This is a genomic window from Citrobacter sp. CF971 (assembly GCF_006385635.1).
GTDB lineage: Bacteria > Pseudomonadota > Gammaproteobacteria > Enterobacterales > Enterobacteriaceae > Citrobacter > Citrobacter freundii.
The window spans coordinates 4029912-4043606 of record NZ_CP041051.1 but is presented as its reverse complement, the minus strand read 5'-3'; the positions used below and the strand labels follow the sequence as shown (position 1 = coordinate 4043606).

The 13695-nt window shown below is 52.8% G+C and carries 13 protein-coding genes; 9 read left to right on the top strand and 4 right to left on the bottom strand.

The window, feature by feature from the left end; all coding sequences use genetic code 11:
- The first annotated feature begins 14 nt into the window (after window positions 1-14).
- Genes E6P06_RS23055 through E6P06_RS23045 form a run of 3 tightly spaced genes read left to right on the top strand, consistent with a single transcriptional unit; the run spans window position 15 to window position 3937 of the window.
- Complete coding sequence (locus tag E6P06_RS23055) at window positions 15-1565, top strand: hypothetical protein (protein WP_003840986.1); 1551 nt, start codon at window positions 15-17, stop codon at window positions 1563-1565.
- A 26-nt stretch (window positions 1566-1591) separates the two neighbouring features.
- The gene (locus E6P06_RS23050) at window positions 1592-2542 is read left to right on the top strand and encodes a carbamate kinase family protein (RefSeq protein ID WP_061549750.1); all 951 of its coding nucleotides are present in this window, start codon (window positions 1592-1594) and stop codon (window positions 2540-2542) included.
- A gap of 12 nt (window positions 2543-2554) precedes the next feature.
- Window positions 2555-3937 (top strand): amidohydrolase family protein, encoded by a 1383-nt coding sequence (locus tag E6P06_RS23045; protein WP_106902260.1) that lies wholly within the window; start codon window positions 2555-2557, stop codon window positions 3935-3937.
- Between the two features lie 44 nt (window positions 3938-3981).
- Here the strand turns inward: E6P06_RS23045 and E6P06_RS23040 are convergent, their stop codons facing one another.
- Window positions 3982-4845, bottom strand: a complete 864-nt coding sequence (locus E6P06_RS23040) for a nickel/cobalt efflux protein RcnA (RefSeq protein WP_139935768.1) — start codon at window positions 4843-4845, stop codon at window positions 3982-3984.
- 120 nt (window positions 4846-4965) lie between these two features.
- Here E6P06_RS23040 and rcnR point away from each other — a divergent pair, with 120 nt between their 5' ends.
- Window positions 4966-5238 (top strand): Ni(II)/Co(II)-binding transcriptional repressor RcnR, encoded by a 273-nt coding sequence (gene rcnR / locus E6P06_RS23035; protein WP_003033900.1) that lies wholly within the window; start codon window positions 4966-4968, stop codon window positions 5236-5238.
- A 53-nt stretch (window positions 5239-5291) separates the two neighbouring features.
- On the opposite strand, the gene E6P06_RS23030 is transcribed toward rcnR, so the two are convergent.
- Window positions 5292-6521, bottom strand: coding sequence for an amino acid permease (locus E6P06_RS23030; RefSeq protein ID WP_003840979.1), 1230 nt, complete (start codon window positions 6519-6521; stop codon window positions 5292-5294).
- A 142-nt stretch (window positions 6522-6663) separates the two neighbouring features.
- Window positions 6664-7119: a multidrug/biocide efflux PACE transporter gene (locus E6P06_RS23025; protein WP_003840976.1), complete on the bottom strand. Its 456-nt coding sequence runs from the start codon at window positions 7117-7119 to the stop codon at window positions 6664-6666.
- A gap of 101 nt (window positions 7120-7220) precedes the next feature.
- On the opposite strand from E6P06_RS23025, the gene E6P06_RS23020 reads away from it, so the two are divergent.
- The 5 genes from E6P06_RS23020 to araE all read left to right on the top strand — a co-directional run bounded on the left by E6P06_RS23020 (window position 7221) and on the right by araE (window position 13245).
- The gene (locus E6P06_RS23020) at window positions 7221-8105 is read left to right on the top strand and encodes a LysR family transcriptional regulator (protein WP_044713439.1); all 885 of its coding nucleotides are present in this window, start codon (window positions 7221-7223) and stop codon (window positions 8103-8105) included.
- A 102-nt stretch (window positions 8106-8207) separates the two neighbouring features.
- Entirely contained in the window at window positions 8208-9386 is a 1179-nt protein-coding gene (locus E6P06_RS23015) for an acetyl-CoA C-acetyltransferase (protein WP_003033912.1), read from the top strand.
- A 470-nt stretch (window positions 9387-9856) separates the two neighbouring features.
- Window positions 9857-10693, top strand: a complete 837-nt coding sequence (gene kduI / locus E6P06_RS23010; RefSeq protein ID WP_003840972.1) for a 5-dehydro-4-deoxy-D-glucuronate isomerase — start codon at window positions 9857-9859, stop codon at window positions 10691-10693.
- Window positions 10694-10749: 56 nt separating this feature from the next.
- A complete protein-coding gene (gene kduD, locus E6P06_RS23005) occupies window positions 10750-11511 on the top strand; it encodes a 2-dehydro-3-deoxy-D-gluconate 5-dehydrogenase KduD (protein ID WP_139935767.1) in 762 nt (253 codons plus the stop codon).
- A 315-nt stretch (window positions 11512-11826) separates the two neighbouring features.
- Complete coding sequence (araE, locus tag E6P06_RS23000; protein ID WP_003033926.1) at window positions 11827-13245, top strand: arabinose-proton symporter AraE; 1419 nt, start codon at window positions 11827-11829, stop codon at window positions 13243-13245.
- A 73-nt stretch (window positions 13246-13318) separates the two neighbouring features.
- Here the strand turns inward: araE and E6P06_RS22995 are convergent, their stop codons facing one another.
- A complete protein-coding gene (locus tag E6P06_RS22995) occupies window positions 13319-13645 on the bottom strand; it encodes a cupin domain-containing protein (RefSeq protein WP_003033932.1) in 327 nt (108 codons plus the stop codon).
- Window positions 13646-13695: the final 50 nt, after the last annotated feature.

Genomic DNA, 13695 nt, shown 5'->3' with positions numbered 1-13695 from the left:
GTTAAGGATATTCCATGAACAGCATAAAACTAGAATGGAAACGTGGTGACTGGGCAGCTTACTTTGGGCTGATGACCAACAACCTGACTAACCTGCTGACAATGATGGGGCTGCTCATTTTTGTCGTCGGGATCCCTACTGAAATTGTCTATGGTCGCATTGCGCCTGCCTTTGGTCTGGCGGTGCTGGTGGCCAGCGTCTGCTACGCCTGGTTTGGCCTGCAGATGGCAAAGCACACCGGGCGTAAAGACGTGACGGCGCTGCCGTCCGGACCGAGCGCACCGTCAATCTTTACCGTAACCTTCCTGGTACTGATGCCGGTTTATCAGCAAACCAAAGATGCCAACTTTGCTATCCAGATAGCCCTGGTGTGGTGCTTTGTCGAAGCGTTGATCCTGGTCGGCGGCTCCTTCCTGGGCGAGACCATCCGCAAGATGATTCCACGTACGGTACTGCTTTCTTGTCTGTCCGGCCTGGGACTGTTGCTGCTGGCGATGAACCCGATGCTGCAGGCATTCGAAGCGCCGACCGTCTCTTTCATCGTCCTGTTGCTGATCTTCATTAACTGGTTCGGTAAGAAGCCGATTTTTGCCCGCATTCCTACCGGCTTGCTGCTGCTGATTGCCGGTACGGCCCTGGCGTGGATCTCCGGTTTACAAAGCCCGGAAGCCATTAAAGCGTCGATGTCTTCCTTTGGCTTCAACCCGCCGGAAATTCATGTCGACAGCTTCTTGCAAGGTTTGCCGCATGCACTGCCGTATCTGGCTTCTGCGGTTCCTCTGGGTCTGGCGAACTACATTTTCGACCTTGAGAACATTGAAAGTGCGCACGCGGCGGGGGATGAGTACAACACCCGTAAGGTGATGATGGCGAACGGCTTTGCCTCCATGCTCGGCTGCATGCTGGGCAACCCGTTCCCGGTGACCGTGTATGTTGGGCATGCGGGCTGGAAAGCGATGGGCGCCAGTATCGGCTATACCCTCGCTTCAGGCATCACCATGTTCCTGGTACCGCTGTTTGGCCTGGGCGCGTTTATGCTCGCCATTATTCCGATGACTGCGATAGTGCCGATTCTGGTGTTTATCGGCGTGGTGACCGCCAACCAGGTGGTGCGAGAAACGCCCAAAGTCGAGGTTCCCGTTATCTTCATCTGCCTGTTCCCGTGGATCGCTAACTGGGCATTGACCATCGTTAACAGCGTGATGGGCGCCGCCGGAACATCCGCGGGGAAACTGGGTAGCGACTTATTGCACAGCAAAGGTGTCTATTACGACGGACTGGTGCATCTGGGAAGCGGCGCGCCGCTGGCCAGCATGCTGTGGGGCTGCGTCGCTATCTTCGCCATTATGAATAAGCCGCTGCGCGGGGCGATTGCCGCAGCCTTTGGGGCACTGTTATCGCTGTTTGGCGTGATCCACTCCCCGGCAGTTGGTTTTGCTGAGGGCAGCTCGATGATGTTTGTTGTGGCCTACCTGATGATGAGCGGCATGTTTGTCCTCAAGCATGTTCTTGATAGCCGTGAAGCGGTGACTGCGCCTGAGCAGGAACCGACGAAAACGACCTGAATCGCCTGTAAGCGGAAGATAACACTATGAAAGAACTTGTGGTCGTTGCCATTGGCGGCAACAGCATTATCAAAGATAACGCCAGCCAGTCGATTGAGCACCAGGCTGAAGCGGTGAAGGCGGTGGCGGATACGGTGCTGGAGATGTTGGCATCGGACTACAACATTGTGCTGACGCACGGTAACGGGCCGCAGGTGGGGCTGGATCTCCGACGTGCGGAAATCGCGCACGAGCGTGAAGGGTTGCCGCTTACCCCGCTGGCAAACTGCGTCGCCGATACGCAGGGGGGCATCGGCTATTTGATCCAACAGGCGCTGAACAACCGTCTGGCACGACGCGGCGAGCAGAAGGCGGTCACGGTGGTCACGCAGGTGGAGGTCGACAAAAACGATCCCGGTTTTGCTAACCCGACCAAGCCTATCGGGGCGTTCTTTAATGCAGCGCAGCGCGATGAGTTGCTGCGGGTCAATCCAGGCTGGCGCTTTGTTGAGGATTCGGGGCGTGGCTACCGCCGGGTTGTGGCTTCCCCTGAACCAAAACGTATTGTTGAAGCAGAGGCGATCAAAACGCTGACCCAGCAGGGGTTTGTAGTGATTGGTGCGGGTGGTGGTGGCATCCCGGTGGTGCGTAGCGATCAGGGGGATTACCAGAGCGTGGATGCGGTGATTGATAAAGATCTCTCCACGGCGTTGCTGGCACAGGAAATCCGTGCCGACATTCTGGTGATCACCACCGGCGTCGAGCAGGTCTGTATTCATTTTGGCAAACCTAACCAGCAGGCGCTGGATACGGTGGATGTCGCCACGATGACCCGTTACATGCAGGAGGGACATTTCCCGCCGGGCAGCATGTTACCCAAGATTGTTGCCAGCCTGGCGTTTCTGGAGCGTGGCGGTAAACGAGTGATCATCACCACGCCGGAATGCCTGCCCGCCGCACTGCGCGGCGAAACGGGCACCCATATTGTCCATTCCTGAGAGGAGATGCGAATGAAGGAAAGTAACAGCCGCCGTGAATTTTTAAGCCAGAGCGGAAAAATGGTCACTGCTGCCGCGCTGTTTGGCGCAGTCGCCCCGGTCGCGTATGCTGCTAATCCTGTCGGGAACACCTGCGGGTCGAAGAGCACAATGACGATTAACGATAAGCACTATTACCTGGATAACGTCCTGCTGGAAGCGGGGTTTGATTACGAAAACTCAGTGGTGGTGCACACCCGTACCGCGCTGCAAACCGTTGAAATCCAGGACGGGAAAATAGTTGCGCTGCGCGAGAATAAGCAGCATCCGGATGCGATGCTGCCGCACTACGATGCGGGTGGAAAGCTGATGCTGCCCGCCATGCGCGACATGCATATCCATCTGGATAAAACCTTTTACGGCGGTCCCTGGCGTTCGCTGAACCGTCCGGCGGGCACCACCATTCAGGATATGATCCGCCTGGAACAAAAGCTGCTGCCTGAACTCCAGCCTTACACCCAGGAGCGCGCGGAAAAGCTGATCGATCTGCTGCAATCAAAAGGTACCTCGATTGCCCGCAGCCACTGCAACATAGAACCGGTTTCCGGACTGAAAAACCTGGAGAACCTGCAGGCGGTGCTGGCGCGTCGCCAGCCGGGTTTTGCCTGTGAAATTGTGGCATTTCCACAGCATGGCCTGCTGTTATCAAAATCTGAACCGCTAATGCGTGAAGCGATGCAGGCGGGAGCGCATTATGTCGGCGGTCTGGACCCAACCAGCGTGGATGGGGCGATGGAAAAATCACTCGATACCATGTTCCAGATTGCGCTCGATTACAACAAAGGCGTGGATATCCATCTGCATGAAACCAGTCCGGCGGGCGTGGCGGCGGTGAATTACATGGTAGAAACGGTGGAGAAAACGCCTCAGTTAAAGGGCAAACTGACCATCAGCCACGCGTTTGCGCTGTCTACGCTGAACGAACAGCAGGTGGATGAACTCGCAACCCGCATGGCGGCGCAGCAGATTACCATTGCCTCGACGGTGCCGATTGGCACGATGCACATGCCGCTAAAACAGCTGCGCGACAAAGGCGTGGAAGTGATTACCGGGACCGACAGCGTGATTGACCACTGGTCGCCGTACGGCCTGGGAGACATGCTGGAGAAGGCGAATCTGTACGCGCAGCTCTATATTCGCCCGAATGAACTCAACCTGTCGCGGGCGCTGTTCCTCGCTACCGGTGATGTGCTGCCGCTTAACGATAAAGGTGAGCGCGTCTGGCCGAAAGCGCAGGATGAAGCCAGCTTTGTGCTGGTAGATGCCTCATGCTCAGCGGAAGCGGTCGCGCGAATCTCCCCACGCACTGCGACCTTCCATAAAGGGCAACTGGTGTGGGGGAATGTCGCAAGCTAGTTTGGTTTTCCGCGCAGCGGCTATCGCTGCTGCGCTCTCATATATTAACCGACGATCCCCATATAGCCGTGAATCCCCATATATAAGCCGACCATTGCAATGAGCACGCTGGAAAAATAGGGCGCTTTGCGTGCCAGCGTGTTAAATCCGCTCCAACGCTTGGCCGCCTGCTGCACGCTGATTGCCGCACCCACGCCCACCGTTACCAGTGTCAGCGCCAGCCCGAGGCTGAAGCACAGCACCATGGTGGCGCCCAGCGTGAAGGCTTTGAGCTGGATGCATATCAGTAGCACCGTAATGGCAGCTGGGCACGGGATCAGCCCGCCAGTCAGACCGAACAGTAATATTTGGCCGTTGGTGACCTCTTTGCCCGCAAAGCGGCGCTGAATATCGGTGGCATGCGCCCGTTCGTGGGCATCCTGATACTCTTTCGAACCCTCGCTCAGCCCTGCTAACGCGGCATGGTTATGATCGTGGTCGTGGTCATGATGATGGTGATGGTCGTCATGATCATGGTGGTGGTGATGCCCGTGATCGTGGTCGTGATGCGTCTGGGCCAGCCAGTTCTGCTCTCCCTGCCAGGTTCGCCAGAACATCCAGAATGCGGTCCCGAGAATAATTATTGCCGAGACAAATTGCAGCCAGGGCTCAACGGCCTGGGCGGTAAACGCTTTGCTGATATACATCCCACCGAGCGCAATCAGCCATACTACGGCGGTATGCGACAGCGTTGCTGCCAGCCCCAGCATCACCGCCTGTTTGATGGTCCCCTTAATAGCAATAATAAAGGCCGCCATCATCGTCTTGGAATGCCCTGGTTCCAGACCGTGCAACACACCTAATAGAATCGCGCTGGGAATGAAAAACCAGGCGTTGCCTTGCTGAAGAAGCGTAGAAAACTCACCCATGAGAATGATTCTTAGTTGTTTAATTTCGTCTGATTCTACTCCCCCCCAGTATCAAATACTACCCCCCAGTAGAATGTCGATGGTATTGTCCCTTCAGCCAGACGTTAAAAAGGTAAAGTTATGTCACATACGATCCGCGACAAACAAAAGCTGAAAGCCCGAACCAGCAAAATTCAGGGGCAGGTAGCGGCGTTGAAAACCATGCTGGATGAACCGCATGAATGCGCGGCGGTATTGCAGCAAATAGCGGCGATCCGCGGGGCGGTAAATGGATTAATGCGCGAAGTGATTAAAGGTCATCTGACCGAGCACATTGTGCATCAGGGCGATGAAATTAAGCGCGAAGAAGATTTGGATGTGATTCTGAAAGTACTGGATTCGTACATCAAATAAGCCAGTTTAACGGCTCATCCACACACTGATGAATGAGCCGTTGATAACGTCATTTAGCCAAAAAACATCACAGATACGCACAGCAGACCGACAATCAGGGTGATCAGGTTACCCACTGAACGGTACGGCTTCAGCGCTGGGATCAGATAGGTAGACAATGTCGGCATGATAAACAAAATCATGGCAATCAGCGGCCCACTAATCGCGTAAATCATTGAAATAGCATTAGGATTGATGCAGCAGATGATAAACGTGATAGCCGAGACCAGCATGATGGACAGGGCGCGGTTAAAGGCCCGGCTTTTCTTCACACCCACCTGATGCAACGATGTTTTTACTACCTCCGTTGCCCCTTCAATCACGCCAAAGTAGGTGCCAAGGAACGATTTTGACATCGCTACGACGGCAACGATGATCCCGGAAATCGACAGCCATGCCGGTGCGTTAGGCATCATCGATAGTGCTGACAGAATGGTCACGCCTTCATTTTTTGCATCCTCGATATAGTTTGTCGGAATCGAAAGCAAACAGCTGAAAACGAAAAACAGCACGCTCAGGCAGATGATGACGTAGGCTACCTTCATGATTTTTTTGCATTTACCCATGGCCTGCTCGCCATATTTCTCACGTCGATCAATGGCAAACGTGGAGATAATTGGCGTATGGCTAAAAGCGAAAACCATCACGGGAATAGATATCCAAACCTGATGAAGCGTGTGCTGATCGACAGACATCTGGCCGGTGAGTAACGTTGGCTGCCAGCTTCCGGTCAGGTAGAGCGAAAGGAATAAAAAATACGCGATGAGCGGGAACACCAGAAAGCCCATCACCCGGATGGTGGCTTGTCGACCCATCAGAAAAATTAAATTCAGCACCAGTACCACGCCCAGACTGACCAGCATACGCACGCGAAGATCTATCTCGATATGTTTTGCCAGCTGTTCGGTGAGTGAGTTGGTTATCGCCACGGCGTAGATCAATACCACCACAAAGAAGGCAATAAAATAGAGGGTGGTGATCAGGCTGCCAATCTTCTTGCCGTAGTAGTGTGTAACCGCGCCAGTGATCCCCTCACCAGCCGACGTTTTTGAAGACAGGATAAACTGGCACAGCGCCTTGTGCGGCCAGTAGGTTAAAGGCCAGGCGACGAGAGCGGTGATAAACAATACCACCGCGCCTGCAGAACCCAGCTGTATGGGGAGGAAGAGGGTTCCTGCGCCGACGGCAGTCCCATATAGTGCGAAGCTCCAGAGAGTCTCTTCTTTTGACCAAAATTTCGACATTATTTGAACGTATCAACTATAAAATAAACAAAAAGAAGCGCAATTTACCACAAATGGCAGGGGCTGGGGGAGGTGTGAACAAGCGGGCTGGTGAATGGATGAATAGCCGGAACCGAGAAAATTCCGACTATTATTTTAATTATCAGGCAGTAACGCGCTGCTGGCGACGCTTCATAACACGCTCGCGTAACGTGTCATAAGCCCAGTTATAGAACATGGTATACGGCAGGAAGAACAGGAAGAAACCTATTTCCAGCGTGAATGCCTGAAACAGGCTGACGTTCAGCACATACGCCACGATGCTCACCCCAATCACAATAAAACCACTCTCAAAACCTAAGGCGTGAAATGCTCGCACTTTTGCCGTACGTTTTACCAGGTGCGACGGCCACAGACGGTCAAACAGGGCGTTATAAATGATATTCCAGATCATCGCTGTAGTGGCGAGAAGAATGGTCAGTCCGCCCATTTCCAGCACCGAGCGCTGCATCAACCATGCGGTGGTTGGTGCGAGAACAGCGGTGGCAATGCCTTCAAAGCAGACGGCATGAAAAATACGCTCTACTAACGAGCGGCGTTGGACTGTATCGTGTTGCATAACCTAAAACCTTCTTTGATGCCCGGATAACGGAATGGTGGCAATTTTATCGTTTAATGTGATATCTAAAAGATAGTACCCATCGATAAAGTAGATAGTTCATGCGTTACTCTCCTGAAGCGTTAACGGCATTTGTGGAGACCGTTTCCTGCGGTTCATTTTCTGCGGCGGCCCGGCGGCTGCGCAAAAGCCAGTCCACCATCAGTACGGCCATTGCGCATCTGGAAGCCGACCTTGGTTTTGCGCTGTTTGACCGTTCATCACGCCAGCCAACGCTGACCGAAGAAGGTAAGCGGGTGCTGGGTTATGTGCAGGCGATTCTGACGGCCAGCGAACGACTGGATGAAGCGGCGATCTCGCTGTCGGGTGAAACGGAAGCGCGTCTGACCTTCGTGTTGTCAGACACGCTGCATCCGGATGTGCTGGAAGAGTTGATGGTGCAGTTTGATCGCAAGTTTCCCCATACTGAGTTTGAATGTCTGATTGGCGAAGACGAGGACGTGATCGATCTGCTGCAAAAAGGACGTGCTCAGGTGGGGTTGATCGAAGCGCGGGAGGATTACCCGACCGACATGGGCGTTACGCGTCTGCCGATGCAAACCTGGATGGGATTATACGTGGCGGTATCGCATCCTTTGGCGGCTCAAGAAAAACTGCAGTGGGAACAGCTGCATACCTGGCGCGAGCTGCGTCTGAATACCTATCTGGAAAGCGGGACTAACGTGGCGCGCGGTCCCGTCTGGTCGGCTCCTAACTACCTGTTATTGCTAAGTATGGCTGTTCAGGGATTCGGCTGGTGCGCGCTCCCGTGTGCGCTGGTGGAGGAGTTTGCGGCAGAAAAACCATTGGTTCAATTAAAGCTGCCCGGCTGGCCAAAGGCTATCTCTATCGATCTGTTGTGGAATAAGAAATCACCGCCTGGCGTGGCGGGAAGTTGGCTGCGCGACCATTTACAGCAGAGTGGCGTTCAGATGACCAATAAATGATACGAATTTCCTTTGTGATAAAAATCACCGTTTTTAAACAACCTTGATAACTCTTTTTAACAATCATCTACTATTGCGGTGTTATTTTGCGCTGAGGTGGTGATGAAAGAGGTTGTGATAGTCGGGGCGTTAAGGACACCGATTGGTTGCTTCCAGGGGACGCTGGCGCGCCATTCTGCCGTTGAATTAGGCAGCATGGTGGTCAGGGCTTTACTGGAACGCACAGGCGTGGACGTTCATGCTGTGGATGAAGTGATCCTCGGTCAGGTGCTTACCGCAGGTGCCGGGCAGAATCCGGCGCGTCAGTCTGCCATCAATGGTGGGCTACCCAATACCGTTTCCGCCATCACCATTAACGATGTCTGCGGTTCGGGCCTGAAAGCGCTGCATCTGGCGACCCAGGCTATCCAGTGCGGCGAAGCCGACATTGTGATTGCGGGCGGGCAAGAGAATATGAGCCGTGCCCCGCATGTCCTTACCGATAGCCGCACCGGCGCACAGCTGGGGAACAGCCAACTGGTCGACAGCCTGGTACATGACGGTCTGTGGGATGCCTTCAATGATTATCACATGGGCGTTACCGCGGAAAACCTGGCGCGAGAATACGGCATTAGCCGCGAATTGCAGGATGCCTACGCGCTGCACTCGCAGCACAAAGCGCGGATGGCAATTGATGCTGGACGCTTTAAAGATGAAATCGTGCCGGTGGTAACACAGCGTAATGGGCAATCATTGGTGGTGGATACCGACGAGCAGCCGCGTACCGATGCCAGCGCCGAAGGGCTGGCGCGTCTGGATCCTACCTTTGACAGGCTCGGTTCGGTAACGGCAGGTAACGCGTCATCCATCAATGACGGCGCCGCTGCGGTGATGATGATGAGCGAGGCCAAGGCGCAAGAGTTGAACTTACCTGTACTGGCCCGTATTCGCGCCTTTGCCAGCGTCGGGGTCGACCCTGCGCTCATGGGGATTGCGCCAGTGTATGCGACGCGCCGCTGCCTTGAGCGTGTGGGCTGGCAACTGGCTGATGTTGATCTTATCGAAGCTAATGAGGCCTTCGCCGCGCAGGCATTATCCGTTGGGAAAATGCTGGAGTGGGATGAACGGCGGGTGAATGTTAACGGCGGAGCCATTGCGCTCGGTCACCCGATTGGCGCATCTGGCTGCCGAATTCTGGTTTCGCTGGTGCATGAAATGGTGAAGCGTCGGGCGCATAAGGGCCTGGCAACGCTGTGTATCGGTGGTGGTCAGGGGGTGGCGCTCGCTATCGAACGAGATTAACGATCTTACATTTACCGTCTTAAACGCCTTTCTAAGAGTTTCCCTGCACCTGTAAAAAAGCCCTCCAGCAGGAGGGCAAGGCCAGTTACAGAAACATACACTCTAAACAAAGTTAACTTATCAAAACATTGTTTCATTTCATGTGATTAACTGCGCACTTTGTTAGAAAAGGTGTCTTTTCGACTGATCATCTCGGCTGAATTTTCCATTTTTTATCCCCGCCCCTAATGAATAAATAAATTTATCGTATTGTTATTCAATCATTTTATTAAAGTCCATTTCGCTATTCATACGCGCTAGCGTGATCGCACTTACACTTTTGATAATAAGATGCGAAAAAAGTGAAACATCGTTTTATTTATAATTGAAAACACATTCAGGGAGGAATATCATGAGTGCATAAGATAAAACGGAACAGCGTTTTGCTATTCGTTTAAGCATTCACGGTCAATTTATCACTGGAGGTAAATGTGGACGTAAGACAAAGCATCCATAGTGCGCATGCGAAAACCCTGGACACTCAGGGGCTGCGTAATGAGTTTTTGGTCGAAGAAGTGTTTGTCGCAGATGAATACACCATGGTCTACAGCCACATCGACCGCATCATTGTTGGCGGCATTATGCCAGTGGCCAAAACCGTCTCTGTGGGTGGCGAAGTCGGCAAACAGCTGGGCGTAACCTATTTCCTCGAACGTCGTGAGCTGGGTGTGATCAATATCGGCGGCCCGGGCACGATTACCGTTGACGGTCAGTGCTATGAAATTGGTCATCGCGACGCGCTGTACGTCGGAAAAGGGGCAAAAGAGGTGGTATTCGCCAGTATTGATACGACAAAACCGGCGAAGTTTTACTACAACTGCGCGCCGGCCCACACGACTTACCCAACTAAGAAAGTCACGCCTGCAGACGTTGCGCCAGTGACGCTGGGCGATAACCTCACCAGTAACCGTCGTACCATCAACAAATACTTTGTGCCGGATGTTCTGGAAACCTGCCAGTTGAGCATGGGTCTGACTGAACTGGCACCGGGTAACCTGTGGAACACCATGCCGTGTCATACCCATGAACGTCGTATGGAAGTCTATTTCTACTTCAATATGGAAGAAGATACCTGCGTATTCCACATGATGGGGCAGCCTCAGGAAACGCGTCATATTGTGATGCACAACGAGCAGGCGGTGATTTCTCCAAGCTGGTCTATTCACTCCGGTGTCGGCACAAAAGCGTATACGTTCATTTGGGGCATGGTAGGCGAAAACCAGGTCTTTGATGATATGGACCATGTTGCAGTAAAAGATCTGCGCTAGTTGCGGGCGACAGCCGTGCCTGCTGCGGCGGGCATTATAAAAATTAAGGATTTACAATGATTTTGAATGCATTCTCTCTTGAAGGTAAAGTCGCCGTTGTGACCGGTTGTGACACCGGTCTGGGTCAGGGTATGGCGCTGGGCCTGGCGGAAGCGGGCTGCCATATCGTCGGTATCAACATTGTTGAACCGACAGAAACCATCGAACGTGTGACCGCACTGGGCCGCCGTTTTTTAAGCCTGACCGCCGATCTGCGTCAAATCGACGGTATTCCGGCGCTGCTGGAGCGCGCAGTGGCAGAATTCGGCCATATCGATATTCTGGTCAACAACGCGGGTCTTATCCGTCGTGACGATGCGATCGACTTCAGCGAAAAAGACTGGGATGACGTGATGAACCTGAACATTAAGAGCGTGTTCTTTATGTCTCAGGCCGCGGCGAAGCACTTTATCGCCCAGGGTAACGGCGGTAAAATTATCAACATCGCCTCTATGCTTTCCTTCCAGGGCGGGATCCGCGTGCCGTCTTACACCGCGTCTAAAAGCGGTGTAATGGGTGTTACCCGTCTGATGGCGAACGAGTGGGCAAAACATAACATCAACGTCAACGCGATTGCACCGGGTTACATGGCGACGAATAACACTCAACAGCTGCGTGCTGATGAGCAGCGTAGCGCAGAAATCCTCGATCGTATTCCGGCGGGGCGTTGGGGTCTGCCGAGCGACCTGATGGGGCCTGTCGTGTTCCTGGCGTCCAGCGCATCTGACTATATCAACGGCTATACCGTTGCGGTAGACGGCGGCTGGCTGGCGCGTTAATTGCTTTCCAGAGCCAACAAACCTTGCTAAATGGCAGGGTTTTTTTTACTTTTGAATCATTAAAATCCATATTGTGGTTATAAATTATTCCATATTAAATTTCATGCGTATCAATTTATTGTTTTTAATATTCTTTAATATCAATAAATTAAATTTAATTGAGTGATTGTCGGTAAATTTTAAAATTGGAATATCCATCACATAACGATGTGGTGTAGCTATTTAATCCATGTTTTTGCCGTTTCCCGCCTGACGCTTCCTGCAAGGGATCCCTTACTTTCAATGGCATGGTTACTCTGTATCTGGCAGGAAAAAATGGTCTCAATAAATAATGATGCTGCTTTAGCGCCGCGCCCAGTGCGCGATACGCGACGTATGAATATGTTTGTTTCTATCTCTGCGGCTGTCGCAGGGTTGTTATTCGGCCTGGATATTGGCGTGATTGCCGGGGCGTTGCCTTTCATCACCGATCACTTTGTGTTGACCAGCCGCCTGCAGGAGTGGGTGGTCAGCAGCATGATGCTGGGCGCGGCAATTGGTGCGCTGTTTAACGGTTGGCTGTCATTCCGCCTGGGACGTAAATACAGTCTGATGGCGGGGGCGATCCTTTTCGTCGTCGGATCTCTGGGCTCGGCGTTTGCCTCCAGCGTAGAAATGCTCATTTTTGCCCGCGTGGTACTGGGCGTTGCGGTGGGGATCGCCTCTTACACCGCACCGCTCTATCTCTCTGAAATGGCCAGCGAAAACGTGCGTGGCAAGATGATCAGTATGTATCAGCTGATGGTGACGTTGGGCATCGTTCTGGCCTTTTTGTCTGATACCGCGTTCAGCTACAGCGGTAACTGGCGCGCTATGCTGGGCGTGCTGGCTCTTCCGGCTGTATTGCTGATTATTCTGGTTGTGTTCCTGCCCAACAGCCCGCGCTGGCTGGCGGAAAAAGGTCGCCACATTGAAGCAGAAGAAGTATTGCGCATGCTGCGCGATACGTCAGAAAAGGCCCGCGATGAGCTGAACGAAATCCGTGAAAGCTTGAAGCTGAAGCAGGGTGGTTGGGCGCTGTTTAAAATTAACCGTAACGTGCGCCGCGCAGTTTTTCTTGGGATGTTACTGCAGGCGATGCAGCAGTTCACCGGGATGAACATCATCATGTATTACGCGCCGCGCATTTTCAAAATGGCGGGTTTTACCACCACAGAGCAGCAGATGATTGCCACGCTGGTGGTTGGCTTAACGTTTATGTTCGCTACCTTTATTGCCGTCTTCACGGTCGACAAAGCAGGACGTAAACCGGCGTTGAAAATTGGTTTCAGCGTAATGGCCATCGGGACGCTGGTGCTCGGATATTGCCTGATGCAGTTTGATAACGGCACGGCTTCCAGTGGACTATCCTGGCTGTCAGTTGGCATGACGATGATGTGTATTGCAGGCTATGCGATGAGCGCCGCGCCGGTGGTGTGGATCCTGTGTTCGGAAATTCAGCCGCTGAAATGCCGTGATTTTGGTATTACCTGCTCCACCACCACCAACTGGGTGTCGAACATGATCATTGGTGCAACGTTCCTGACGCTGCTCGATAGCATTGGCGCCGCCGGTACGTTCTGGCTATATACTGCGCTGAACGTCGTGTTTATCGGTATTACGTTCTGGCTGATTCCAGAAACCAAAAACGTCACGCTTGAGCATATCGAACGTAAGCTGATGGCAGGTGAGAAGTTAAGAGATATTGGGGTGTAAATGTTGAGACGGAGTGTCGGATGACGTCTCATGTAAGCCGGGTAAGCGATACCCGGCTTTTTTATTTAGCGCTTTACCCGTGTAGAAAATCTTCGCGTATGGGCGTAAAGGTATCCAGCAGCGTTCCCGGTTTTAAACAGACGCAGCCATGCATAATGTTGGGTTGTTTATACAGGGTATCGCCCGCCCTAACGACATGCTTTTCTTCGCCGATGGTAAATTCAAACTCACCGGACAACACGTAAGTCAGCTGCTCGTGCGGATGATTGTGCATCGGGCCTATCGCGCCTTGCTCGAAGTTCACCTCAACCGCCATCATGTTACCGTCGTGAGCAAGAATGCGCCGGGTAACGCCATTGCCCAGATCGTCAAGTGTGGTCTCTTTATGAAAAATAAACATCCGGCCTTCCTGTAATTAATTAAAACAATGTTTCATTAAACCTATATCAG